This window comes from Streptomyces sp. 3MP-14 (genome assembly GCF_006334905.2).
GTDB lineage: Bacteria > Actinomycetota > Actinomycetes > Streptomycetales > Streptomycetaceae > Streptomyces > Streptomyces triticirhizae.
Genome location: NZ_VDLZ02000011.1, coordinates 219,602 through 243,965, shown reverse-complemented (window position 1 = coordinate 243,965; position 24,364 = coordinate 219,602). Strand labels below are relative to the sequence as shown.

Annotated in this window: 25 protein-coding genes; 3 read left to right on the top strand and 22 right to left on the bottom strand. The window is 73.6% G+C overall.

The window, feature by feature from the left end:
* Positions 1-291 precede the first annotated feature (291 nt).
* The 16 genes from FH609_RS19710 to FH609_RS19635 all read right to left on the bottom strand — a co-directional run bounded on the left by FH609_RS19710 (position 292) and on the right by FH609_RS19635 (position 15,688).
* On the bottom strand, positions 292-735 hold the full coding sequence (locus FH609_RS19710) for a GNAT family N-acetyltransferase (RefSeq protein WP_139669840.1): 444 nt from the start codon (positions 733-735) through the stop codon (positions 292-294).
* Positions 722-1,645 (bottom strand): alpha/beta hydrolase family protein, encoded by a 924-nt coding sequence (locus FH609_RS19705; protein WP_226961817.1) that lies wholly within the window; start codon positions 1,643-1,645, stop codon positions 722-724. The genes FH609_RS19710 and FH609_RS19705 overlap by 14 nt, the downstream gene beginning before the upstream one ends.
* A 136-nt stretch (positions 1,646-1,781) precedes the next feature.
* The gene (locus FH609_RS19700; protein WP_139669838.1) at positions 1,782-2,375 is read right to left on the bottom strand and encodes a DNA-3-methyladenine glycosylase I; all 594 of its coding nucleotides are present in this window, start codon (positions 2,373-2,375) and stop codon (positions 1,782-1,784) included.
* A 98-nt stretch (positions 2,376-2,473) separates the two neighbouring features.
* The gene (locus tag FH609_RS19695) at positions 2,474-2,737 is read right to left on the bottom strand and encodes a hypothetical protein (protein ID WP_139669836.1); all 264 of its coding nucleotides are present in this window, start codon (positions 2,735-2,737) and stop codon (positions 2,474-2,476) included.
* Between the two features lie 226 nt (positions 2,738-2,963).
* Positions 2,964-5,486, bottom strand: coding sequence for an ATP-dependent Clp protease ATP-binding subunit (locus FH609_RS19690; protein WP_122399836.1), 2,523 nt, complete (start codon positions 5,484-5,486; stop codon positions 2,964-2,966).
* A 534-nt stretch (positions 5,487-6,020) separates the two neighbouring features.
* Positions 6,021-6,371, bottom strand: a complete 351-nt coding sequence (locus FH609_RS19685; protein WP_139669834.1) for a histone-like nucleoid-structuring protein Lsr2 — start codon at positions 6,369-6,371, stop codon at positions 6,021-6,023.
* Positions 6,372-6,532: 161 nt separating this feature from the next.
* Positions 6,533-7,051: an amino-acid N-acetyltransferase gene (locus tag FH609_RS19680; RefSeq protein WP_139669832.1), complete on the bottom strand. Its 519-nt coding sequence runs from the start codon at positions 7,049-7,051 to the stop codon at positions 6,533-6,535.
* Positions 7,052-7,061: 10 nt separating this feature from the next.
* Complete coding sequence (locus FH609_RS19675) at positions 7,062-7,472, bottom strand: BlaI/MecI/CopY family transcriptional regulator (RefSeq protein WP_139669830.1); 411 nt, start codon at positions 7,470-7,472, stop codon at positions 7,062-7,064.
* Between the two features lie 87 nt (positions 7,473-7,559).
* Positions 7,560-7,754, bottom strand: coding sequence for a hypothetical protein (locus FH609_RS19670; RefSeq protein ID WP_139669828.1), 195 nt, complete (start codon positions 7,752-7,754; stop codon positions 7,560-7,562).
* Between the two features lie 403 nt (positions 7,755-8,157).
* Positions 8,158-8,955 (bottom strand): type III pantothenate kinase, encoded by a 798-nt coding sequence (locus FH609_RS19665; RefSeq protein WP_122399693.1) that lies wholly within the window; start codon positions 8,953-8,955, stop codon positions 8,158-8,160.
* Positions 8,956-8,957: 2 nt separating this feature from the next.
* Positions 8,958-10,040, bottom strand: a complete 1,083-nt coding sequence (nadC, locus tag FH609_RS19660; protein ID WP_226961816.1) for a carboxylating nicotinate-nucleotide diphosphorylase — start codon at positions 10,038-10,040, stop codon at positions 8,958-8,960.
* 13 nt (positions 10,041-10,053) lie between these two features.
* Complete coding sequence (locus FH609_RS19655; protein WP_139669826.1) at positions 10,054-11,757, bottom strand: L-aspartate oxidase; 1,704 nt, start codon at positions 11,755-11,757, stop codon at positions 10,054-10,056.
* Positions 11,754-12,617, bottom strand: coding sequence for a pantoate--beta-alanine ligase (gene panC, locus FH609_RS19650; protein WP_139669824.1), 864 nt, complete (start codon positions 12,615-12,617; stop codon positions 11,754-11,756). The genes FH609_RS19655 and panC overlap by 4 nt, the downstream gene beginning before the upstream one ends.
* Positions 12,614-13,573 carry a Rossmann-like and DUF2520 domain-containing protein gene (locus FH609_RS19645; RefSeq protein WP_139669822.1) on the bottom strand — a complete coding sequence of 320 codons (960 nt, stop codon included), beginning with the start codon at positions 13,571-13,573 and terminating at the stop codon, positions 12,614-12,616. Before FH609_RS19645 ends, panC begins: the two co-directional genes overlap by 4 nt.
* A 119-nt stretch (positions 13,574-13,692) precedes the next feature.
* Positions 13,693-14,370: a response regulator gene (locus FH609_RS19640; RefSeq protein WP_139669820.1), complete on the bottom strand. Its 678-nt coding sequence runs from the start codon at positions 14,368-14,370 to the stop codon at positions 13,693-13,695.
* Between the two features lie 109 nt (positions 14,371-14,479).
* Positions 14,480-15,688 (bottom strand): sensor histidine kinase, encoded by a 1,209-nt coding sequence (locus FH609_RS19635; protein WP_139669818.1) that lies wholly within the window; start codon positions 15,686-15,688, stop codon positions 14,480-14,482.
* Between the two features lie 99 nt (positions 15,689-15,787).
* Here FH609_RS19635 and FH609_RS19630 point away from each other — a divergent pair, with 99 nt between their 5' ends.
* Complete coding sequence (locus FH609_RS19630; RefSeq protein WP_139669816.1) at positions 15,788-16,816, top strand: SAM-dependent methyltransferase; 1,029 nt, start codon at positions 15,788-15,790, stop codon at positions 16,814-16,816.
* A 31-nt stretch (positions 16,817-16,847) separates the two neighbouring features.
* Here the strand turns inward: FH609_RS19630 and FH609_RS19625 are convergent, their stop codons facing one another.
* Positions 16,848-17,942 (bottom strand): NADH-quinone oxidoreductase subunit D, encoded by a 1,095-nt coding sequence (locus FH609_RS19625; RefSeq protein ID WP_226961824.1) that lies wholly within the window; start codon positions 17,940-17,942, stop codon positions 16,848-16,850.
* A 203-nt stretch (positions 17,943-18,145) separates the two neighbouring features.
* On the opposite strand from FH609_RS19625, the gene FH609_RS19620 reads away from it, so the two are divergent.
* Positions 18,146-18,658 carry a PH domain-containing protein gene (locus FH609_RS19620; RefSeq protein ID WP_193317968.1) on the top strand — a complete coding sequence of 171 codons (513 nt, stop codon included), beginning with the start codon at positions 18,146-18,148 and terminating at the stop codon, positions 18,656-18,658.
* Positions 18,655-20,070 carry a PH domain-containing protein gene (locus FH609_RS19615; protein ID WP_226961815.1) on the top strand — a complete coding sequence of 472 codons (1,416 nt, stop codon included), beginning with the start codon at positions 18,655-18,657 and terminating at the stop codon, positions 20,068-20,070. The genes FH609_RS19620 and FH609_RS19615 overlap by 4 nt, the downstream gene beginning before the upstream one ends.
* A gap of 55 nt (positions 20,071-20,125) precedes the next feature.
* On the opposite strand, the gene FH609_RS19610 is transcribed toward FH609_RS19615, so the two are convergent.
* From FH609_RS19610 to FH609_RS19590, 5 genes are read right to left on the bottom strand one after another with little or no spacing between them, the layout of a single operon-like run.
* Entirely contained in the window at positions 20,126-20,473 is a 348-nt protein-coding gene (locus tag FH609_RS19610) for a hypothetical protein (protein WP_139669812.1), read from the bottom strand.
* Between the two features lie 57 nt (positions 20,474-20,530).
* On the bottom strand, positions 20,531-21,163 hold the full coding sequence (locus FH609_RS19605) for a hypothetical protein (protein ID WP_139669810.1): 633 nt from the start codon (positions 21,161-21,163) through the stop codon (positions 20,531-20,533).
* Positions 21,160-22,539 (bottom strand): hypothetical protein, encoded by a 1,380-nt coding sequence (locus FH609_RS19600; protein ID WP_139669808.1) that lies wholly within the window; start codon positions 22,537-22,539, stop codon positions 21,160-21,162. The genes FH609_RS19605 and FH609_RS19600 overlap by 4 nt, the downstream gene beginning before the upstream one ends.
* Entirely contained in the window at positions 22,536-24,056 is a 1,521-nt protein-coding gene (locus tag FH609_RS31165) for an ATP-binding protein (RefSeq protein ID WP_193317967.1), read from the bottom strand. The genes FH609_RS19600 and FH609_RS31165 overlap by 4 nt, the downstream gene beginning before the upstream one ends.
* Positions 24,053-24,346 carry a type VII secretion target gene (locus tag FH609_RS19590; RefSeq protein ID WP_122183666.1) on the bottom strand — a complete coding sequence of 98 codons (294 nt, stop codon included), beginning with the start codon at positions 24,344-24,346 and terminating at the stop codon, positions 24,053-24,055. Before FH609_RS19590 ends, FH609_RS31165 begins: the two co-directional genes overlap by 4 nt.
* Positions 24,347-24,364: the final 18 nt, after the last annotated feature.

Sequence of the window (24,364 nt, the reverse complement as noted above, 5' to 3'; positions counted from 1 at the left end):
GGCACGGAACCCCGACCCGTGCGCGGGAGCGCGCGCCGGGGCCAGCCGCGTGGGGGTGGGGCCGCGCCCGCGTTGACGCGATGACCGGGCGCGGCCCGGGCGTTGAGGGAACGAAGCGCCGGCGGTGCGGTCACGCGGGCCCGTTCCTCGCCGGCCACCCGAGCAGGGCCGGCGCCCACGGGCACCGGCACCGTGGAGCCCGGCGGGTGGGTACCCGGACGCGCCGGCCCGGCGCCCCGGCGCCGGGAACGGCGGGACCGGTGTCCGTGCCGTCCCACCGCCCGTCGAAGGCTACGGCCGCCGGTCGAAGTGCCAGAGGGGGACCTCGCAGGGCGGCCCCTCCGTCCGGCCGCCGGCGGCGGCATACGTCGCCAGGGCCGGCTCGTTGTCCGCGTCGACCGCCACCCACATGCCGTAGCAGCCGTTGGCGCGGGCCAGTTCGGCCAGGGCGTCGACCAGGCCACGGCCGATGCCACGGCGCCGGTGCGACGCGGCCACCCCCAGCTCGTAGAGGAACATCTCCGTGCCCTTGTCCGGGTGGGTCAGCTCCACGCCCGTCACCATCCCCACCGGCCCCTCGGCGTCGCCGGCCCTGGCCAACAGCAGGTGGTGGCCGGGCGAGGCCAGAAACCGCTCGGCCCACTCGCGCCGCGCCGGGCCGTCGTAGAGCGCCTCGGCGCCCACCACCTCGCCGACCGTCCCGGCCTCGACGATCCACCAGTCACGTTCGGTCATGCGGCACAACTCCCCCGTTCACGTCCGTCTCGTCGCTCCCGTCGTCCTCCAGCGCCGCCGCGAACCATGCGGTCAGCGCCGCGTCCACCGCCCGCGCCAGGGGCAGTTGGGGCGCGGGCCGCGTCCCCGGCGGCTCGGCCAGCGGGTGGGCCAGCCCCGGGACCGACAGCAGCCGCACCGTCCCGGGCGGTGCCCCGCGCGCCGCGCGTTCCGCGCGCACCGCGTCGACCAGCGCGGTCGCGTCGGCGCGCAGCGCCGGATAGTCCCGCTCGCCGCTGACGACCAGCAGCGGCGCGTCGCCGGAGGCCGTCGCGATCTCGCCGGCCCTGGCGACGAGGTCCAGTCGGTCGGCGGCCTCGCGGGCGCCCGCCCGCAGGGGCTGGGCCAGGCCGGTCGCCGCCTCCACCACGTCGAGCACCGAACGCGCCCTGATGCCCGCGTTGACCACGGCCGCCGACCGCACCCGGGTGACGCCGGCCGCCAGCACGGTCAGGGCGACCGCCCCGCCCAGCGAGGCCCCGAGCAGGCAGGGCGGGCCCTCGGCCAGCGGCAGCCGGGACCGCAGCTCAGCGAGCGCCCCGGGGAACTCCGCCACCGCCTGGTCGACCACCGGCGCCAGGGCGCCCAGCAGCGCCTCGCCGTCCCGGGTGGCGCGGGCGAACGCCGCGTCCGTCCCCCCGGCCGGCTCCCTGGCGCCGCACCACGGCATCCCCAGGTAGACCCGCCAGGCCGGCAGCCCGGCGAGCGGCAGCGCGGCGGCGAACGCCGCGTCCGTGCGCGGCGGCTCCATCATGTGCCAGCCGACCAGCAGCGGCGCCGGCCGGCCCGTGGCGCGGGCGGGCGGCAGCGCCGTGAACGGCACCCCGCCCGCCGTCCCCGAGACGGCGTCCTCGGGCAGCACACCGGCCATCGACGACCTCCCCTCCCCGCCCCGCCCGTCGGAGCACGGCGGCGCGGGAGCCACCACCCTAGGGCCCGACCGCCCGAGGGGCACCCGTCCCGGCCCCCGTTCGGCCAACGGCAGAGCGCGGCCCCGGTGGACGCCCTCAACCGGCCAGGGCGCCCCTGGCGTGGCAGTCGGCCAGATGGTCGTTGACCAGCCCGCAAGCCTGCATCAGGGCATAGGCGGTGGTGGGTCCGACGAAGCGGATGCCGCGCCGCTTCAGCTCCCGGGCGAGGGCGGTGGACTCGGAGGTGGTGGCCGGCACCTCGGCCGTGCTGCGGGGCGTCGGCCTGGCGGTGGCGTCCGGCGCGAAGGACCAGATCAGCTCCGTCAGCTCCCCGGGCGCCCAGTCCGCTATCGTCCGCGCGTTCCGCAGGGTGGCCTCGATCTTCAGCCGGTTGCGGATGATGCCGGGGTCGGTCAGCAGGCGGGCGGCGTCCTCCTCGGTGTACTTCGCCACGGCGGCGATCTCGAACCCGGCGAACGCGGCCCGGAAGCCCGGTCGGCGCCGCAGGATCGTGAGCCAGGAGAGCCCGGACTGGAAGGCCTCCAGGGAGATCCGCTCGAAGAGCGCGTCGTCCCCCCGGACCGGCCGGCCCCACTCCTCGTCGTGATAGACCCGGTACTCCTCCGGCTCCAGCCCCCAGGGGCAGCGCGCCAGCCCGTCGGCGCCGGTGACGGCCAACTTCTCTGTCATGCCGGCAGTCTGCACCAGCCCACTGACAGTCCACCCCGGCCCCGGCATCGTCCCAGCTCAGGCCCGGTGCCCGAGCACCTCGCGCACCGCCCTCGCGCTCAGGGCACCTCGCGCAGATAGAGCGCGCCGCAGGTGTGGCAGAACGGCTCCGGGGTGCGCCCCCACTCCTCGTCGGAGAGGCTCCTGGCGTCGGGCCGCAGCTCGCGGCCGCACATCGCGCTCTCCTCGCCCTCCCGCACCATGTGCCAGGTCTTGACCGGCCAGGGCCCGGACGGTTCCCGGCCCGTGGCCTCGTCCGTCCCCTCGGCCGCCTCCCGGCCCTCGGCGGTCGCGGCATACTCGGCCCGCATCACGTGCCGCATGGGCGTCGCACCTCCCAGCGTTCAACCGGTCGAACGGGCCCGGGCCGGCCGGAACCAGCCCGTTCCCTCACCTCCATCGTGGGCGCGATCGGCCCCGCCGGCGAGCGCAGAGAGCCGTGAACGCACGAACCGCCCCACAAACGAACGGGTGCCCCCGCGACCGCAGTGGTCGCGGGGGCACCCGGGTGATCGGGGCCGAGGCGCCGGGCCTCAGTCCTTGGAGACCTCAGTCCTTGGAGAGCTTCGGCCCACCCTTGGCGGCCTGCTCGACCGGGACGGCGTCGGGCAGCGCGGACTTCTCCTCACCCCGGAAGGTGAAGGTGCGGTCCTTGCCCTCGCCCTCGGTGTCCACCACCACGATGTGACCGGGGCGCAGCTCGCCGAAGAGGATCTTCTCCGAGAGCACGTCCTCGATGTCCCGCTGGATGGTGCGCCGCAGCGGCCGGGCGCCGAGCACCGGGTCGTAGCCGCGCTTGGCCAGCAGCTCCTTGGCGTCCGTCGACAGCTCGATCGCCATGTCGCGGTCCTTCAACCGCTCGTCCACCTGGGCCACCATCAGGTCGACGATCTTGATGATGTCTTCCTGGGTGAGCTGGTGGAACACGACGGTGTCGTCGACGCGGTTCAGGAACTCCGGGCGGAAGTGCTGCTTCAGCTCGTCGTTGACCTTGGCCTTCATCCGCTCGTACCCGGTGGTGACGTCGCCCGCGACCGCGAAGCCGAGGTTGAAGCCCTTGGAGATGTCCCGGGTACCGAGGTTGGTGGTCATGATGATGACCGTGTTCTTGAAGTCGACCACCCGGCCCTGGGAGTCGGTCAGGCGACCGTCCTCCAGGATCTGCAACAGGGAGTTGAAGATGTCCGGGTGCGCCTTCTCCACCTCGTCGAAGAGGACCACGGAGAACGGCTTGCGCCGCACCTTCTCCGTCAGCTGGCCGCCCTCCTCGTACCCGACGTAGCCGGGCGGGGAGCCGAAGAGGCGGGAGACCGTGTGCTTCTCGCCGAACTCCGACATGTCGAGGGAGATCAGCGCGTCCTCGTCGCCGAAGAGGAACTCGGCCAGCGTCTTGGACAGCTCGGTCTTACCGACGCCGGACGGGCCGGCGAAGATGAACGAGCCACCGGGGCGCTTCGGGTCCTTGAGGCCGGCCCTGGTGCGGCGGATGGCCTGGGAGAGCGCCTTGATCGCGTCCTGCTGCCCGATGACGCGCTTGTGCAGCTCGTCCTCCATGCGCAGCAGCCGCGAGGACTCCTCCTCGGTCAGCTTGAAGACCGGGATGCCCGTGGAGGCGGCCAGCACCTCGGCGATGAGGTCCTCGTCCACCTCGGCGACGACGTCCATGTCGCCGGACTTCCACTCCTTCTCCCGCTGGGCCTTCGCGGTGAGCAGCTGCTTCTCGTTGTCCCGCAGGGAGGCGGCCTTCTCGAAGTCCTGCGAGTCGATCGCGGACTCCTTCTCCCGGCGCACGTTCGCGATCTTCTCGTCGAACTCGCGCAGGTCCGGCGGGGCCGTCATCCGGCGGATGCGCATCCGCGAGCCGGCCTCGTCGATCAGGTCGATCGCCTTGTCGGGCAGGAAGCGGTCCGAGATGTACCGGTCCGCCAGCTGGGCGGCGGCGACCAGCGCCGAGTCCGTGATGGAGACCCGGTGGTGCGCCTCGTACCGGTCCCGCAGGCCCTTGAGGATCTCGATGGTGTGCGGCAGCGACGGCTCGGCGACCTGGATCGGCTGGAAGCGGCGCTCCAGCGCGGCGTCCTTCTCCAGGTACTTGCGGTACTCGTCGAGCGTGGTGGCGCCGATCGTCTGAAGCTCGCCACGGGCCAGCATCGGCTTGAGGATGCTGGCGGCGTCGATCGCGCCCTCGGCGGCGCCGGCGCCGACCAGGGTGTGCAGCTCGTCGATGAACAGGATGATGTCGCCGCGGGTGCGGATCTCCTTGAGGACCTTCTTCAGGCGCTCCTCGAAGTCACCGCGGTACCGGGAGCCGGCGACCAGCGCGCCGAGGTCCAGGGTGTAGAGGTGCTTGTCCTTGAGGGTCTCGGGCACCTCGCCCTTGACGATGGCCTGCGCCAGGCCCTCGACGACGGCCGTCTTGCCGACGCCGGGCTCGCCGATCAGGACCGGGTTGTTCTTGGTGCGGCGGGACAGCACCTGCATGACCCGCTCGATCTCCTTCTCGCGCCCGATGACCGGGTCGAGCTTGCTCTCCCGCGCGGCCTGGGTCAGGTTCCGGCCGAACTGGTCGAGCACCAGGGAGGTCGAAGGCGTGCCCTCGGACGGGGCGCCGGCCGTGGCCGCCTCCTTGCCGCCGGAGTAGCCGGAGAGCAGCTGGATGACCTGCTGCCGCACCCGGTTCAGGTCGGCGCCGAGCTTCACCAGGACCTGGGCGGCGACGCCCTCGCCCTCGCGAATCAGGCCGAGCAGAATGTGCTCGGTGCCGATGTAGTTGTGGCCGAGCTGGAGTGCCTCCCGGAGCGACAGCTCCAGAACCTTCTTGGCCCGGGGGGTGAAGGGGATGTGCCCGGACGGCGCCTGCTGGCCCTGCCCGATGATCTCCTCCACCTGCTGGCGGACCGCCTCAAGCGAGATCCCGAGGCTCTCCAGGGCCTTAGCGGCGACACCCTCACCCTCGTGGATCAGGCCCAGAAGGATGTGCTCGGTGCCGATGTAGTTGTGGTTGAGCATCCGGGCTTCTTCCTGAGCCAGGACGACAACCCGCCGCGCGCGGTCGGTGAACCTCTCGAACATCGATAATCGCTCCTCAGAGCGGTCAGGCAGTAAAGGGGTCGGTCCCCTCCCTGTCCTTCCGCAGCTTAGTCCCGCAACGGGGGACCGCTCATTCCAACTGTGTGCTCCTGTCCCCGGCTCCGTGCCCCGAACAGGCGACAACAGCTCCAACCCGATAGTGCGAGACGATGTTCCCGCAGGCCAAGGCAGAGCGCCCGAGACGGCTACGCCGTCGGCGAACGCACCCCGGAATACCGGTCGTGGCCCACAAACCACCGCCCCCCTCATCCATTAGGGACTTCCTACCCCCCAAGGCTGACACTCCATGCCGCCGGGGGCCCGGACATCCGCTACAGGCGAACGCGAACCACCCTGAGCGGCGGTACGCGGGCGCAGCGTCACGGATTCGGTCGGCCGGGCGCGGGGCGGAACGCTCCCCCGACACGTCTCGGGGGGCCGCACCTGGCGACCCCCCGCACACGGGACCCGGGCCTTCGCCGCGCACCGGCCCGGTCGGGCGGTGACGGGTCGAGGACCGTCGGTTGTCGGCGTCCCTCAGACGCCGGCCTTCTCGTACGCCTCGCGGATGTTCGCGGGAACGCGGCCCCGGTCATTGACCTCGTATCCGTTCTCCTTAGCCCACGCACGGATTTTCGCGGTGTCCTGGGTCGCGCCGCCGGCGGTCGCACCCGTCGCCGCGCCCCGACCACGCCCACGGGCGGCCCGGCCGCTGCCGGCCCGGCGCCCCGCCTTGACATAGGGGTCGAGGGCTTCGCGCAGCTTCTCGGCGTTTTCGGAGTTGAGGTCGATCTCGTAAGTCTTCCCGTCGAGCGCGAACGTAACTGTCTCGTCCGCCTCGCCCCCGCTGAGGTCATCGAGGAGAAGGACCTGAACCTTCTGTGCCACCGGGCTACTCCTCTTTCATAGTTCGGAATACCATTAGGGGTACTGCGGATGTAATCAAACCGCCATTGCCGGGAAAACACAAACCCCGGGCCGAGATTAGCCCGGCGGCAGCATAAGACAGGGTGGGACGATTCGGACATAACCGCCGCTCGTCACATGAATCAGAGATGCAGCAGCATCCTGCTGTTACCCAATGTGTTGGGCTTGACCCGTTCCAGTCCCAGGAACTCGGCCACACCCTCGTCATAGGAACGCAGCAGCTCGCTGTACACATCCCCGTCTACCGGGGTGTCACCGATCTCGACGAACCCGTGCCGGGCGAAGAACTCAACTTCGAAGGTGAGACAGAAAATTCGGCGAACGCCCAGCCACCTGGCCGTGCCCAGCAGCTTCTCCAGCAGGCGGTGGCCGACGCCCCGCCCCCTCACCTCGGGGTCGACGGCGAGGGTGCGCACCTCGGCCAGGTCCTCCCACATCACGTGGAGCGCGCCGCACGCCACGACCGCGCCGTCCTCGTCCCGCTCGGCCACCCAGAACTCCTGAATGTCCTCGTAAAGGGTCACCGTGGCCTTGTCGAGCAGGATGCCCCGCCGGGCGTACGCGTCGATGAGCCGGCGCACAGTCGTGACATCCGTAGTCCTGGCGCGGCGGACGGTGACTTCCGTTGGGGTTTCCGACACAGCGGCGAGGTTATCGTTGCGGCGGCTCGTCTTCGTCTTCGGGGGCGGTGACCCGAACTCCCGGCACGTCCACCACCCGCAGCGCCCCGCGCAATGCGGCGGCCTGCTCAGGGGACATCATGCCGAAGAAAGCGACGAGTGCGGCGGCCGGGTTGTCGCTCTCCGACCACGCGTCATTCATCAATGCCGCCGAGTACGCAGCGCGAGTGGAGATCGCCTCATAGCGATAGGCGCGGCCCTCCTGCTCGCGGCGGACCCAGCCCTTCTGATGCAGGTTGTCCAGAACCGTCATCACCGTCGTATAGGCGATCGAACGGTCCTGGCGCAGATCTTCGAGAACTTCCCGCACCGTGACCGGACGGTTCCACTCCCACACGCGGGTCATCACCGCGTCTTCCAGGTCTCCCAAAGGCCGAGGCACAGGAAGCACAATAGTGCGCCGGGATAAAACGGGCGTTCCCGCGACCCGCCCGGGCGCCCTCCGGGGGCCGTCGGGAGGCGGGTCGGATCAGTCGGCTGAGCGCGCGGCCTCGCCCCGATCGGGGTCGGCGGGGCGGGAGTTGGCCGCCGCGAGCGCGGCGTCCACGGCGGCGTCCTCCTTGTACTTGTTGGCGCCGCCCTGGCTGCGCACGATGGTGATGATCAGGAAGGTGAAGGCCACGGCCATCACCGTGGGGGCGAAGAGCGCGGCGACGTAGTCCACGGGAATCGGCCTCCTTGGGAGCTGCTCGGGTGAGTCAGCCTACCGACCGCCTTGTGCCGGCTTCGCCTCACTCCTCCCCTTCGGCACGCTCCCCCGCGCCGGGCCCCGGCCCTTCCCCGCCGTTCCCTTCGCCGGCCCCACCCCCGCCCCCGCCCGGGGCGGGCGGCGGGGCGGCGCGTCTGCGGCGCGGCGGGAAGACCTCAGCCGGCGTGGGCACCGGGCGGCGGGCCGCCGGCCGCCGTGACTGCTGCTCACCGTTGTCATCCCCGTCGCCGCCTGGGGTCGGGGAGGAAGCCTGAGACATAGCCATAAACCGACTTTAAGTACTAAACAGACAATCCCCGGTGATTCGCGGCGCGGGCGGCGTGTTCCCAGGCGGAGGCGGCGGCCCGGCGGGGGGCGTTCAGAGGCGGGAGACGTTCCGCTCGTAGACCATCCGCAGCCCGATCAGGGTCAGCCAGGGCTCGTGCTCGTCGATGACGGTGGACTCGCGCAGCACCATCGGGGCGACACCGCCGGTGGCGATGACGGTGACGTCGTCCGGGTCGTCGGCCAGCTCCCGCGACATCCGCTCGACCATGCCGTCGACCTGGCCGGCGAAGCCGTAGAGGATGCCGGACTGCATGGACTCCACGGTGTTCTTGCCGATCACATGGCGCGGCCTGGCCAGCTCGACCTTGTGCAGCTGGGCGCCGCGCAGGCCGAGGGCCTCGACGGAGATCTCGATGCCGGGCGCGATGGCGCCGCCCGCGTACTCGCCGCGCGCGGAGACCGCGTCGTAGGTGGTGGCCGTGCCGAAGTCGACCACGATGCAGGGGCCGCCGTACAGCTCGACGGCGGCGACCGCGTTGATGATCCGGTCGGCACCGACCTCCTTGGGGTTGTCGGTGAGGATCGGCACGCCGGTCTTGACGCCCGGCTCGACCAGCACGGCCGGGATGTCGCCGTAGTAGCGCCGGGTGACCTCGCGCAGCTCGTGGAGGACGGAGGGCACCGTCGAGCAGATGGCGATGCCGTCGATGCCGTCGCCCAGCTCCTCGCCGAGCAGCGGGTGCATCCCCATCAGGCCCTGGAGCAGGACGGCCAGCTCGTCGGCGGTGCGGCGGGCGTCCGTTGAGATGCGCCAGTGCTCGACGATCTCCTCGCCGTCGAAGAGGCCGAGGACGGTGTGGGTGTTGCCGACGTCGATGGTGAGCAGCATGGTCAGTCGCGCCCCTCGGCCGGGTCGGCCTCGCGCAGGTCGAGGCCGATGTCCAGGATCGGCGCCGAGTGGGTGAGCGCGCCGACCGCGAGATAGGTGACGCCGGTGGCCGCGTAGGCGGGCGCGTCGGCCAGGGTCAGCCGGCCGGAGGACTCCAACGCGGCCCGCCCGTCGACCAGTCGGACCGCCTCTGCGGTCTGTTCCGGGGTGAGGTTGTCCAGCAGCAGCAGGTCGGCGCCCTCGGCGAGGACCGGCTCGATCTGGTCCAGGCGGTCCACCTCGACCTCCACGGGCACGCCGGGGAACTCGGCGCGCACCCGGCGGAACGCCTCGGCGACCCCGCCGGCCGCGATCACGTGGTTGTCCTTGATCAACGCGGCGTCGGAGAGCGACATCCGGTGGTTGACCCCGCCGCCGCAGCGGACCGCGTACTTCTCCAGGGCGCGCAGGCCCGGGGTGGTCTTGCGGGTGTCGCGCACCCGGGTCGCGGTGCCGGCCAGGGCGTCGGCCCAGGCGCGGGTGGCGGTGGCGATGCCGGAGAGCCGGCACAGCAGGTTGAGCGCGGACCGTTCGCCGGTCAGCAGGTCCCTGGTGCGGGCGGTGACGGAGAGCAGCACCTGGCCCGGCTCGACCCGGTCGCCGTCGGCGACGTGCCGCTCCACCTCGAAGGCGTCGGAGCAGACCACCGAGAGCACCGCCTCGGCGATGTGCAGCCCGGCCACGGTGCCGGCCTGGCGGGCGGTGAAGTCGCCGGTGGAGACGGCGGTTTCGGGAACGGTGGCGACGGTGGTCAGGTCGGCGCCGTTGTCCAGGTCCTCCTCGATGGCGAGGTGGGCGATGTCCTCCACCCGCACCGGGTCGAGGCCGCCGGCCGCGAGCAGCGCGGCCAGGTCGGGGTCGAGCCCGCACTCCAGCGGGTCGAGGGCCGGGTCGTCGCCGTCCGCGTGGCCGGCGCCGCAGCCGCAGCCCGCGCCGCAGCCACCGCCGACCGGCTCGTCCGACGCCGGACGGCTGCCGAGCGGCAGCAGGGTCAACTCGACCGGCGGGGCCGGCGGTGTGCCTGGGGTACGGGGACTGCTGGTCACGGTGAAGGCTCTCCTAGGGGACGACCGGCCCGTCGGGAAACGCGGTCGATTCGGTGGTGTGAACGGCGAGTTGGTGCCCGTCGGCCGAGGCGCGCAGGGCCGCGATCTGGTGGCACCGGCCCCGGGCGTCGTTCCGCTCGGGGTGGTCCTCGCGCCAGTGGCAGCCGCGCGTCTCCGTCCGGGACTGGGCCACGGAGACCAGCACCCGGGCGACCAGACGCAGGTTAGCCGTCTCCCAGGTGTCCGCGCCCGGCTCGGCGGGCTTGCGGTCGTCGTCGCAGGTCAGCGCGTCCAGCGCGGCGGCGGCTCCGGCCAGGCTGGCGGCCGAGCGCAGCACGCCGGCGCCGGCCGTCATCAGCCGCTGGATGGTGAGGCGGGCCTCGGGCGGCAGCAGGCCCGGGCCGCCGGTGGCCGGCGACGGCAGGACCGGCTCGCCGGCGGCCGGGGCGTCGGCCACGACGGCCTCGGCGATCCGCTCGGCGAAGACCAGCCCTTCGAGGAGGGAGTTGGAGGCCAGCCGGTTGGCGCCGTGCACCCCCGTGCAGGCGGTCTCGCCGCAGGCGTAGAGGCCGGGCACGGTGGTGCGGCCGGCGAGGTCGGTGCGGACGCCGCCCGAGGCGTGGTGCGCGGCCGGGGCGACGGGGATCGGCTCGGTCACCGGGTCGATGCCGTGGGAACGGCAGGTGGCCAGGATGGTCGGGAAGCGGCGCTGCCACATCGCGGCGCCGAAGTGGCGGGCGTCGAGGAACATGTGGTCGGTGCCCTGCTCGGCCATCCGGCGGGTGATGGCCTTGGCGACGATATCGCGGGGCGCCAGCTCGGCCAGTTCGTGCGCGCCGAGCATGAAGCGGACGCCGGCCGCGTCCACCAGGTGGGCGCCCTCGCCGCGCACCGCCTCGGAGATCAGCGGCTGTTGGCCCTCGGCCTGCGGGCCGAGGAAGAGCGGGGTCGGGTGGAACTGGACGAACTCCAGGTCGGAGACCTCGGCGCCGGCGCGTAGCGCGAGGGCGACGCCGTCGCCGGTGGCGACGGCCGGGTTGGTGGTCGAGGAGTAGACCTGGCCCATGCCGCCGGTGGCGAGCACCACGGCGGGGGCGCGGACCGCGCCGACCCCGTCGTGCCGGCCCTCGCCCATGACGTGCAGGGTGACGCCGGCGGCCCGCCCGTTCACGTCCTTCAACAGGTCGAGGGCGAGGGCGTTCTCCACGGTCTCGATGCCGGCGGAGCGCACGGCCGCCACCAGGGCGCGGGAGATCTCGGCGCCGGTGGCGTCGCCGCCGGCGTGCGCGATCCGGCGCCGGTGGTGGCCGCCCTCCCGGGTCAGCGAGAGGCCGCCGTCCGGCGCGGTGTCGAAGGTGGCGCCCAGCGCGATCAGCCGCCGCACGGCGGCCGGGCCCTCCGTGACCAGGGTGCGCACGGCCCGTTCGTCGCACACGCCGGCGCCGGCGACCAGGGTGTCCGCCAGGTGCTGCTCGGGGCTGTCGCCCTCGCCGAGCGCGGCGGCGATGCCGCCCTGCGCCCAGCGCGTCGAGCCGTCGTCCAGCCGGGCCTTGGTGACGATCACGGTGCGCCGGCCGGCGGCGGCGCAGCGCAGCGCGGCCGTCAGCCCGGCGACGCCTGAGCCGACCACCACCACGTCCGCCTCGATCGCCCAGCCGGGCGCGGGCGCCGGCAGCGGCCCCGCTATCCCGGCGGGCAGGGCGGTCAGGGCGCTCATGCCGGACCGCGCAGGGTCAGCCGGCGGTTGTCGATCAGCCGGGTGGTGCCGACGCGGGCGGCCACCGCGAGCAGCGCCTCGCCGGCGAAGTCGTCGGCGACTTCCAGCAGGTCGGCCGGGTCGAGCAGCGCCAGGTAGTCGAGTTCGAGCGGTGGGTCCTGGCCGGCGGCGGCCTCCAGCACCGCGCCGGCGGCGGCGCGGGCGCCGGCCGCGTCGGGGCGTTCGGCGGCGGCGGCCAGGGCGGCGGAGAGCGCCAGCGCCGTGCCGCGCTCGGCGGGCGAGAGATAGCGGTTGCGGCTGGAGCGGGCCAGCCCGTCGGGCTCGCGGACGGTGGGCACCGGCACGATCTCGACCGGGAAGTCGAGGTCGGCGACCATCCGCCGCACCAGCGCGAGCTGTTGGGCGTCCTTCTCGCCGAAGGTCGCGACGTCGGCGCGGGTGAGGTGGAGCAGCTTGGCGACCACGGTGAGCATCCCGTCGAAGTGGCCCGGCCGGTGGGCGCCTTCGAGGCGTTCGCCCAGCGGGCCGGCGCAGAGCGTCACCAACGGGCGGCCGTCCGGGTACATCTCCGCGTCCGATGGCGCGAACAGCAGGTCGGCGCCGGCCTCTTCGGCGACCTTGACGTCGGCCTCCAGGGTGCGCGGGTAGCGCTCGAAGTCCTCGCCGGCGCCGAACTGGAGCGGGTTCACATAGACCGTCACCACGATCTGGCCGGCGGGCCCGACGCGCTCCCTGGCCGCGCGGATGTTGGCCGCGTGGCCCTCGTGGAGCGCGCCCAGCGTCATCACCACGGCCCGCTCGGCCCCGTTCCGGTAGCGGGCGCGCAGTTCGGCGGCGGTGTGCGTCACGGTCACGGTCATCGGTCGGCTCCGTCCGTTCCTTGGCCGCCGCCCGGGCCGCCGGCGTCGTCGCCGGCGAGCACGTCGAGCAGGGCCTCGGCCGACTCCGGGCGGAGCAGGCCGTAGTCGAGGGCGCGGTCGGCGGTGGTGCGGGCCAGCGCCAGATAGCTGGCGAGGGTGCCGGGCGCGTGCGCCCGCAGCTCGGCGAGGTGCGCGGCCACGGTGCCCGCGTCGCCGCGCGCGACCGGGCCGGTCAGCGCCGCGTCGCCGGAGCGCAGCGCGTTGTCCAACGCGGCGCCCAGCAGCGGCCCCAGCATCCTGTCGGGTGCCGAGACGCCCAACTCCCGCAGCACGTCGAGTGACTGGGCGACCAGGGTGACCAGGTGGTTGGCGCCCATGGCCAACGCGGCGTGGTAGAGCGGGCGGTCCCGCTCCTCGATCCACTCCGGCTCCCCGCCCATCTCGATGACCAGCGCCTCGGCGGCCATCCGCAGCTCGGCCGGCGCGGTCACCCCGAACGAGCAGCCGGCGAGCCGCTGCACGTCGACGGTGCTGCCGGTGAAGGTCATCACCGGGTGCAGCGCCAGCGGCAGCGCCCCGGCGCGCAGCGCTGGGGCGAGCACGCCCACGCCGTGCCGGCCCGAGGTGTGCACCAGCAGCTGCCCCGGGCGCACGGCGCCGGTCTCGGCTAGCCCCGCGACGAGCGAGGGCAGCGCGTCGTCGGGCACGGTCAGCAGCACCAGGTCGGCCCTGGCCAGCACCTCGTCGGGGGTCAGCAGCGGAACGCCGGGCAGCAGCGCGTCGGCGCGGCGGCGGGAGGCGTCGGAGACGCCGGAGGCGGCCACCGGCTGGTGCCCGGCCAGCCGCAGCGCGGCGGCCAGCACCGGGCCGACCCGGCCGGCGCCGACGACGCCGACGCGCAGCCGCGCCGGGCGGTCGTGCGCCTCGGCGGCGCGGGGCGCTTGGGCGGCGTTCACGTGGGTTCTCTTCCTGGTCGAGCGTTCCGGTCCGTCCACGGGTACCGGACGTCCCCCTCATGCTACGGCGCCGGCGCCGTAGCCGTCCGCGCCGCCGGCGGGGGAGAACGGGCGCCGGGCTACTGCCCGCCGGCCCGCACCAGGCCCGCCTCGTAGGCGAGGACCACGGCCTGCACCCGGTCGCGCAGGTGCAGCTTGTTCAACACCCGGCCCACATGGGTCTTCACCGTCGCCTCGGAGACGACGAGCCGGGCGGCGATCTCCGCGTTGGACAGGCCCTGCGCGATCAGCAGCAGCACCTCGCGCTCCCGTTCGGTCAGCAGGTCGAGCTCGGGGCGTTCCCGCTCGCGCGGGCTCGGCAGCAGCGTGACGAACCGGTTGAGCAGCCGCCGCGTTGTGGAGGGCGCGACCACCGCGTCGCCGCTGTGCACAGCGCGGATCGCCGTGAGCAGTTCGTCCGGCGGGACGTCCTTGAGGAGGAACCCGGAGGCGCCGGACTGGAGCCCGCTGAACGCGTACTCGTCGAGGTCGAACGTCGTCAGGATCAGCACCCGGGGCGAGCCGGGCCCGCCCTCGCCGCCCACGCAGATCCGGCGGGTGGCCTCGACGCCGTCCATCCTGGGCATCCGCACGTCCATCAGCACCACGTCGACTGCGGTGGTGCGCAGCAGCTCCAGGGCCTCGGCGCCGTCACCCGCCTCGGCGGCCACCGTGATGTCGGGCTGCGCCGAGAGCACCATCCGGAAGCCGGTGCGCAGCAGCGCCTGGTCGTCGACGAGCATCACGCGGATCGGCATCGGAGGCTGTTCCTCGCTGACTGGTGGGCGGGCTGGTGGGCGGGCTGGTGGGTGGACGGGTCCGCTGGATGGTGCGGCAGCCGGTCGCCCCGGTCAAGGGCCGGAGCCATCACTGGCCCCCGTTGAGCGGCAGGGTCGCGCTGATGCGGAAGCCGCCGCCGGGTCGGGGCCCGGCGACCAGCAGCCCGTTGACCATGCCGACCCGCTCCCGCATCCCGATCAGGCCGTGGCCCTGCCCGTCGACACCGCGCCCCTCGTACAGCTCCTGCTGCGCGCCACGCCCGTCGTCTTCGGCGAGCACGGTCAGCGCGTCGCCGCCGTACTCCAGGGTGACGGTCGCGCCGGCGTCGGGGCCGCCGTGCTTGCGGGTGTTGGTCAGCGCCTCCTGGACGATCCGGTAGGCGGTCAGCTCCACGCCGCTGGGCAGCGGCCTGGGGTCGCCGGAGATCCGGAAGTCGACGGCGAGCCCGGTGTCCCTGACCTGGTCCACCAGCTCGGCGAGCTGCTCGACGCCGGGCTGCGGCACATAGTCCTGGGCGCCGACCGCGCTGTCCTCGGTGCGCAGCACGCCCAGCAGCCGGCGCATCTCGGCGAGCGCCTGGCGGCCGGTGCCCGAGATGGTGCGCAGCGCGTTGCGGCACTGGTCGGGCGCGCTGTCGAGGACGTAGGCCGCGCCGTCGGCCTGCACCACCATCACGGAGACGTTGTGCGCCACCACGTCGTGCAACTCGCGGGCGATGCGGGCCCGTTCGGCGGCGACGGCCATCCTGGCCTGGGTCTCCCGCTCCCGCTCCAGGCGGTCGGCGCGCGCCTCCAGCTCGGCGTAGTAGGCGCGGCGGGTACGCAGCGAGTCGCCGAGCACCCAGGCCAGGCAGAACGCGCCGGTCAGGAAGATGCCGGCGATGACGCGGTTGGCCAGCGACGGCTCCTGGGCGTCGGGCCAGCGCACGGTGGCCAGCGCGGGCGCGGCCACCGAGGTCAGCAGGCCCAGCCGGGATGGCCAGCGCTCGGGGCGGGCCGCCACCGTGAAGATGATCACCATCAGGGCGAAGTTGGCGGGCAGCGGCGTGATGTTGGCGGCGATCTGGCCGAGGCCGGTCAGGATGGCCAGCCCCAGCATCTGCTCGGGCCAGCGGCGCCGCAGCAGCACGACCACGCCCATGGCGAGGGTCACCACCAGGGCCCCGGTCACCGGCCCCTCGTACCCTCCTTCGGTAGGCAGGGTGACGACCACGACGGAGGTGAACACGAGCACAAACGCCCAGCAGCCGTCCACCCCTGTCGGGTGGCGGCGGAGAAAGTCATAGAGCCGGTTCACTTCACCCAGCGTAGGCACTGGGATCGGCCAGGGAGTCAGCCCGGCGGCCGATACGTGAAGCGCTCAACTACTCCTCAAGGTGGACGGAGGGGCCCGGGGATGGCAGGGCACACCCCCGCGCGGGGCTGGGGCGCGGCGATGGAGCGCGCCCTCTACGGGCCGGGCGGCTTCTACCGCGAGCAGCCGCCGGCCGCGCACTTCAGAACCTCGGTGCACGCGTCGCCGCTCTTCGCGCGGGCCGTCGTCGAACTTCTGACCAGGGTGGACGCGGCGCTGGACCACCCGGCCGAGCTGGCGCTGGTGGACCTTGGCGCGGGGCGCGGCGAGCTGCTGACCGGCGTGTTGGCGGCCGCGCCGCCCGAACTGGCCGGCCGGCTGCGGCCGTTCGCCGTGGAGCTGGCCGACCGGCCGGCCGGGCTCGACCCGCGCGTGACCTGGCGCGCGACGCCGCCCGAGGGAACGGTGGGGCTGCTCTTCGCCAACGAGTGGCTGGACAACGTGCCGTTGGAGGTGGCCGAGACCGACGCGGCGGGCGTGGCGCGGCGGGTGCTGGTGGACCTGACCGACGGGGACGGGGACGAGACCGGGGAAGAGAACGGGGACGGGGCCGGCGTGGAACGGCTCGGGCCGCCGCTCACGACGGCCGAGGAGGCGTGGCTGCGGCGCTGGTGGCCGCTGTCCGGGCAGCCGGGGGAACGGGCCGAGATCGGGCTGACCAGGGACGCGGCCTGGGCGGGCGCGGTGGCCACGCTGGCGCGGGGGCTGGCGGTGGCCGTGGACTACGCGCACACCGCCGCCGACCGGCCGGCCGGCGGCACGTTGACCGGTTACCGGCACGGGCGCGCGGTGCCGCCGGTGCCGGACGGGCGGTGCGATCTGACGGCGCATGTCGCGTTGGACTCCTGCGCTGCCGTGCGCCCCGGCGCGCGGATGCTCAGCCAGCGTGCGGCGTTGCGCGCGCTGGGCGTGCGGGGGGCGCGTCCGCCGTGGGAGCGGGCGCGCACCGACCCGGCGGGCTATGTGCGCGCCCTGGCCGAGGCCGGCGAGGCGGCCGAGCTGACCGACCCGGGCGGCCTGGGCGGCTTCGGCTGGCTGCTGCAACCGGTGGGCGTGGCCTCGCCGTTGTGACCCGCGCGGCCCGGCCGGGTGAACGGGTCGGCTACTTGTCGATGTCGCCGACCACGAAGAAGAACGAGCCGAGGATCGCCACCATGTCCGCGACCAGCGTGCCGGGCAGCAGCTCGCGCAGCGCCTGGATGTTGTTGAACGACGCCGAGCGCAGCTTCAGCCGGTGCGGCGTCTTCTCGCCCTTGGAGACCAGGTAGTAGCCGTTGACGCCCAGCGGGTTCTCCGTCCAGGCATAGGTGGCGCCCTCGGGGGCCTTGAGCACCTTGGGCAGCCGCTGGTTGACCGGGCCCGGCGGCAGCTCCGCCAGCCGGTCGAGGCAGGCGTCGGCCAGGTCCAGGGAGTTGCTCGTCTGCTCCAGCAACACCTCGAAGCGGGCCAGGCAGTCGCCCGCCGTCCGGGTCACCACCCGCAGCGTTTCGGACAGTTCGCCATAGGCCAGATACGGCTCGTCGCGCCGCAGGTCGAAGTCCACGCCGCTGGCCCTGGCGATCGGCCCGGTGACGCCGTAGGCGCGCGCCACCTCGGGCCGCAGCACGCCGACGCCCCGGGTGCGGGCCCGGAACACCTCGTTGCCCAGGACCAGTTCGGAGATCCGCGGCAGCCCGGCACGGACCTCGGCCACCGCCGTCCTGGCCCGGCCGGTCCAGCCGGCGGGCAGCTCGTCCTTGAGGCCGCCGACCCGGTTGAACATGTAGTGCATCCGGCCGCCGGAGACCTCCTCCATCACCCGCTGGAGGCTCTCCCGCTCGGTGAAGGCATAGAAGATCGGCGTCAGCCCGCCCAGCTCCAGCGGGTAGGAGCCGAGGAACATCAGGTGGTTGAGCACCCGGTTCAACTCGGCCAGCAGGGTGCGCAGCCACACGGCGCGCTCCGGCACCTCCATGCCCAGCATCCGCTCGACGGCCAGCACCACGCCCAGTTCGTTGGCGAACGCGGACAGCCAGTCGTGCCGGTTGGCGAGCACCACGATCTGGCGGTAGTCGCGCACCTCGAAGAGCTTCTCCGCGCCCCGGTGCATATAGCCGACGATCGGCTCCGCCTCGGAGATCCGCTCCCCGTCGAGCACCAGCCGCAGCCGCAACACCCCGTGGGTCGACGGGTGTTGGGGGCCGATGTTGAGCACCATGTCGGTGCTCTCGGCCGCGCCGCCGACCCCGACCGTGGTGTGGGTGGCCGCCGTGACCCCGTCGAACGCCGCCGCCGTTCCCGTCTGAGCCGTCCCGGTCTCCGCCATGCCGGCCAGTCTGTCATTCGCCCCCGGGGAACGTCTCGGCCCGGGGCGAAGCGACGCGCGTCACGTTCCGGGCGTTCCGACTTAAGCTTTCCGACATGGACACGGTGGTACGGGGACCTGGGTCCGGCGGCGGGCCCGGGATGGCCGACGACCGCTGGCGGCCCATCGAGGCGGGGGTGCTCTCGCTGCGCCGGCTGCTGCTGGTCTGTTGGCTGGGCCCGTTGGCGCTGGTCGGCGCGGTGCTGCCGCCGCTGCTCGGCGCGCCGCTGTGGGCGCTGCTGGCGCTGCCGGTGCTGGCCGCCGGCGGCTGGGGCTGGTGGGCGCTCGCGCGGAACTGGCGCTCGTGGCGCTATCTGGAGCGGGACGACGACCTGTTGATCAGCCGGGGCGTGCTCTGGCAGCAGCTGACGGTGGTGCCCTACGGCCGGATGCAGCTGGTCGAGGTCACCTCGGGGCCGCTGGAGCGGCGGTTCGGGCTGGCCAGGCTGCAACTGCACACGGCGGCCGCCGCGACGGACGCCGCCATCCCCGGGCTGGCCCCGGCGGAGGCGGAGCGGCTGCGGGACCGGCTGACCGAGCTGGGCGAAGCGCGATCGGCCGGGCTGTGAACGGGCCGGCGGACCGCTCGCCCGGCACCGCCGAGGAGGGTCGGGAGAACGCCCCGGCGGAGAGCGGGAACGGGCCGGAGATCCCCGTCGGGCAGGGCAAGCGGCTGCACCCGCTCACCCCCTGGCGGCGGGCCTGGGCGCCGCTGGCCGGGCTGTTCGCCGTCGCGTTGCAGAACGCGGCCGAGGTGCGCGACCAGGCCGAGGGCGCCGGGCTGGGCTGGCTGCTGCTCATCGTGGCGGTGCTGGTGCTGGGCGCCACCCTCTACGGCTACCTCTCCTGGCGGGTCACCCGCTATCTCGTGACCGACACCGAACTCCGCATCCGCACCGGCCTGTTGTTCCGCCGCACCGCGCACCTGCGGCTGGACCGCATCCAGGCCATCGACATCTCGCGGCCGCTGCTGGCCAGGGCGTTCGGGGTGGCCAAGCTCAAGATGGACGTGGTCGGCTCGGGCTCGGCCGACGAGCTGGCGTTCCTCGCCGAGCGCGAGGCGACCGAGCTGCGCGCCGAACTCCTCGCCCGCGCCGCCGGGATCGCGCCGGAGGCCGCGTCCAGCGCGGGCGAGGCGCCGGCGCGTGAGCTGCACCAGGTGGACGCCCGGATGCTGGGCTGGTCGCTGGCGCTGCTGGGCAGCGGCTGGGGCGCGCTGTTGGGCGCGCTGCTGGTCACCCCGCTGATCTGGCTGGCGACGGACAGCGTGCTGCCGGCCCTCGCGGTGCTGCTGCCGCTGCTGGCGGCGATCTGGCGCGGCAGCCTGGGCGCGTTCCTCACCCAGTACGGCTGGACGGTCAGCGAGTCGCCCGACGGGCTGCGCCTGGACCACGGCCTGCTCCAGCGCGACCACGCCACGGTGCCGCCGGGCCGGGTGCAGGCGGTGAAGATCGTGGAGCCGCTGCTGTGGCGGCCGCGCGGCTGGCTGCGGGTCCAGTTGGACGTGGCCGGCGAGGGCAACGAGGGCGGGCTGCTGCTGCCGGTCGCCACCCGCGAGACGGTGCGGGCGCTGCTCGGCCGCATCCTGCCCGAGGTGGACCTGGACCAGACCCTGGGCGCCGTCAACCCGGCGCCCCGGCGGGCGCGTTGGGCGGTGCCGGTGTGGCGGGTCGGCTACGGGCACGGCGTGACGGACGCGGTGTTCGTGGCCCGGCGCGGCCGGCTGCGCCGCACGCACATCCTGGTGCCGCACGCCAAGGTGCAGAGCGTCCGGCTGACCCAGGGGCCGTGGGAGCGGCGGCTGGGGCTGGCCTCGATCCATGTCGACCAGGGCGCCGGCGGCACCGCGACCGCCCGGCTCCAGGACGCCGCGTACGTCACCGACGAGGTGGCCCGGCAGGCGGAACGCTCCCGCCTGGGCCGCCGCACCGCGGCGCCCGACCGGTGGCTGACGGCCCGGCCGGCCGGCGGGGCGGGCTGAGGGCCGTCAGGACCAGCCCGCCCAACCCGCCCGCCCCACAGGAGCGTTGTCGCGTTCAGCCCGCCTGGCCGCCGCCGAGGGCGATGAGGCGGAGCAGGGCCTCGGCCGCCGTCTTCACATGGCCGGTGTCGCCGGGCAGCACGAAGACGCCCCGGGCACCCCAGCCGGGCGAGACGTTGTACTTGGTGCCGTTCAACGTCAGCGAGACGGTCTTGCCGCCGGTGAACTTCACCTTCTTCGCGGCGATCTGGTTCAGCGGTCCGCCGTCGATGTGCTGCCGGTCGGAGCCGAGCAGGGTCAGCGTTCCCCGGTCCACCAGCACGAAGCCGTGCTGCGCCAGGGGCTTGAGGCCCTTGCCGATCTGAACCTGGTCGAAGACGTACTCAGGCTCGGTGTTGGTCATGACGAACTCCAGGGCTTCGGGGCAGCTTCACGGAGGGCTGCTTCACTGGGGGCTGGCTCACTGGGGGCTGAGAAGGAGCGTGTTGGCGATGTCGTCGGCGGTCTCCACCATCTCGACGCCCAGCGTGGGGCTCGGCCAGGTGACGGTCAGCTCGACGAACCCCCGGTCGTAGCCGGGGGGCACCACATAGAAGGAGACGTACTCGACCATGACCCGACGGCCGTCGTCGCCGGGCTCGTTGAGGATCAGCTCGTGCACCCGGCAGGCGGGCCCGGCCGGCAGCTCGACGAGGCTGATGCCCGGCTCGCGGTAGCGGTAGGGCTGCGGCTGGGCGGCGAGTTGGGCCATGGTCTGCACAGTGCTGCCGGCCGGCGGGGTGGGCACCGGCGCGCAGAACGCGGTGACCGGCACCAGGGGGCGGGAGTTCAGCGGCTCGGGGGGAACGTAGACGGCGACGGGCGACGCCTCGCGCTCCAACGCGCCCTCCCAGATCGCCTTGATCTCCGGGTAGACGGCCTCCGCGTAGTCCTGGCTGTACTCCCCTCCCCGGTCGGCGACGGCCTGCGCGACCTGCTCGGCCGCGTCCTCCTCCGCCATCTCCAGCGCGTGCCAGAACTCCTCGGGGTGCTCGAAGGAGGCGAGCCAACGGGTCGTCGGCTTCGCCATGGATATGTCGGTCGCGTCGCTCACGGCGTCGCCCCTCCCTGCTTGTCGAATCGCGAGCCGCCGGAGCGCTCGAAGCCGCCCACCGCCTGCGGCTGGACCAGCCTGTTGAGCGTCCACTTCCGGTAGGCGCCCCTGACCACGTACGGGAGGACCCCGATGGCGAACGCGGCGCCGAGGACGGGGAAGAACGGGGTCCACTCGACGTCCCAGACGAACAGGCCGAAGAAGAGCACCAGGAACAGTCCGCCGGCGAGGACGCCCGGCACGAACGAGCCGTAGGCGGAGCGTTGGTCCATGCCGTAGTCGCCGGTCCGCCACGGGCGGGCCGCCCGGTCCTCGCCCTCGCCGGCGGGGAACGGGGCCAAGCGCTGGCGGCGCAGGCCGAGTCCGGCGCGCTGGCAGAAGTCGCTCAGCCCGACGAACTGGGGGTCGCCGGCGAACCAGGTGTCCCAGTGCAGGAACGCGTGCACCGTTCCCCGGGCGTCGGCGAGCGCCACGCCCCAGGGGCGTCCCGCGTCCTCGAACACCACGGCCTCCCGCACCCCGTTGACCGGGTCGGCCGGCGGCGGGATGAGCCGCAACTCGTTCTGTGCGGTGCGCAGTTCGACGGCCTCGGCGGTGAGCCGCAGCGCGCTGCGGTCGAGGAACGCCCGGGTGACGGGGACGCCGGGGCTCGGCTTCAACTCGGCGGCGGCCGTGGTGCGTCCGGCCCGCTGACCGGCCAGGCCGCTCAGCGCGGCCGTGCCGAAGCAGACGAGGGCGGTCACCAGGAAGGGCACCGAGGCGACGATGTTGCGCGCCTCGGCGTTGGTGGGCGCCCAGGAGAAGAACACCAGTATCAGCAGGGCGAACGAGGGCACCAGCCAGGTCGACGCCGCCGCGCGCGGCCCAGGCCGCAGCGGACCGGCGAACTTCGGTGCGCGCGGCGGCTCCTGGCCGTCCGGCGCCGTGTGCACGGGAACGCCGGCCTGGCGCAGCAGGTCGCCGAGTCCGGAGCGTTCCAGGTAGTCGGCGCCGGCCCCGGGGTCCAGGTTGGTGGTGGGGCGGGCGTCCGGCCGGTCCAGCGTGGCGGGTCTGCCGCCGGTCGTCACCCAGTCGCTGGGCGCCAGGCAGGCCACCGCCTGCCCCGCGCCGTCCAGCAGATGGAGACAGCCACCGAACTTGTCGATCGTCCCCTTGCTCGCGTCGCCCCAGCCGGTGCGGGACGCGGCCGGGCAGAGCCGCCCCGGGAGGTGGATCGCCGAGGCGACGCCCCCCGGGCCGACCGGCCAGGCGTGCGCACCGGAGTGGGTGCGCACCACCAACTGGCCGTTCTCGACGGTGATCCGGGCCCGGCGCAGCACCCCCCAGCGGGTCAGGGGACGCTGCGCCGGGAAGACGACCGGCGGCGCCGTGTTCATCGGACCATGGCCTCACTCTCGTCGTAGGTGAAGTCGCCGGGCGCGGTGTAGTCGCCGACCATCGGGTGGTCGCCCTCGGAGAGCCCCGGCCAGTTCCAGAGGGAGTCGACACCCTCCACGCCGAAGAGACCGTAGTTGCCGGAAGCGGCGCCCGCCGCCGCCGACCCGCCGGCGATCGCGCCCGAGGCGCCCAGGCCGCCCACGTCGGCGCCGGCGTTGGCCGCGCGGCCCAGCGCCAGCGCGTCGCCGGCCGCCTCGCCCATGCCGAAGAACTGCATGGCGCCGCCCTGGAAGCTGCGCAGCGCGCCGGCCTCGGCGAAGGTGCTGGGGATGTTCCGCAGCCCAGCGATGCCCTGCGAGAAGCCCTGGCCCCAGTTGGCGCCGCTGCCCAACACCCGCAGGTTGCCGGCCATTTCGGTGCCGAGCCCGCCGAACGCGGAGCGGCCCCAGCCGAGCAGGCCCGAGGGGCGGGTGAACGCGGTGCCCGCGCGGCCGGCCAGCGTCGCGCCGTCGCCGACCACGCCGGCGGCGATCGCGTTGCGCGCGGCGCGGTTGCCGGTGGAGATCCGCATCACGTTGCGGAACGCGCTGAACCGCGCGGCGCCGCCCGCCGAGGAGAGCGCGGGGCCGATGGCGCGGCCGATGCCGAAGGTGAGGATGCCGACCAGGTCGAGGGCGAAGTTCAGCCACTTGCCCTGGAGGGCGTTGCCCACCATGGAGAAGATGCTCGCCACCAGCGCGATGGTGCCCAGGATGCCGGCCAGCGCCTGGCCGATCACGGGTATCCAACTCACCAGCAGCGCGAGGACCCCGCAGATCGCGGCGATCCTGCCCGCCCACTCGCCGATCACGATCAGCACGTTCTTGATCGCGTCGAGGACCTCGCCGACCCGGTCCCAGAAGCCGTCCTTGAGGCCGTCGCCGCCGATGAAGTCGCCGATCGCGTCGGCGGCCCGCTGGGCGGCCTGGTCCTTGGCCTCGACGATCTCCGCCAGCCGGCCGCGCAGCCGCGACAACTCGCCTTCCTGGAAGTCGAGTTGCCCCTGAAGGCTCTCGACCTGCCGGTTGGCCTCCTCCTCGCGGTCCTCGGCGTCGTCGGCCTCGGAGTCCGAGGCGGCGTCCGCGTCCTGCCGGGCGCCGTCGATCCGGCCGGTGAGGCTGTTGATCTGCTCCTGGACCTCGATGGCCTCGGTGCGCAGCGTCAGGCTCTCGGTCTGCGCGTCCTGCAACTCGGGCCAGTAGCCGGCCAGCGCGTTGGCCGCCGCGTCATAGCGGCCCCACGCCTTCCACACGTCGTCGGAGACCTCGGTCGACTTCTCGCGGAAGGCGGTGCCGGCCTCGGACTGCCAGCCGCTCTCGCTGTCGCTGACGTCCTCCAGCAGTTCCTTGGCCCGCTGGATCGCGTCGGCGGTGCGCCGGTAGCGCGCCGCCGCCTCCTGGACCATCTCCCAGTCGCCGGGGATCGGGTCGCTGCCGTCCGAGGTCAACGGCTGCCAGTCCGTCGGTCGGCTGCTCACCCGTTGCCACCCCCCTGGAGCGCGTTGGCCAGCTCGGTCTCGATGCCGTCATAGCCCTCGGCGGCCTGGGTGGCGTGTTCGGCCAGCGTTCTCAGGCCGTCCATCAGTTTGTTGCGGTGTATTCGCCAGTTCTCCGCGAACTCCTCAAGTTCGTGTGCGAGATCGCGGTGGCTCACCTCGTCGGCATACTCGGACGCGATGTCCTCGGAGTTCTCGAACTCCGTCGCCACCAGACGCAGCGTCTGGCCGAGTTCGCGGACTTCGTCCACGGTGATGTCAAGGTCGGACATTCCCCCTCCTCCTGGATA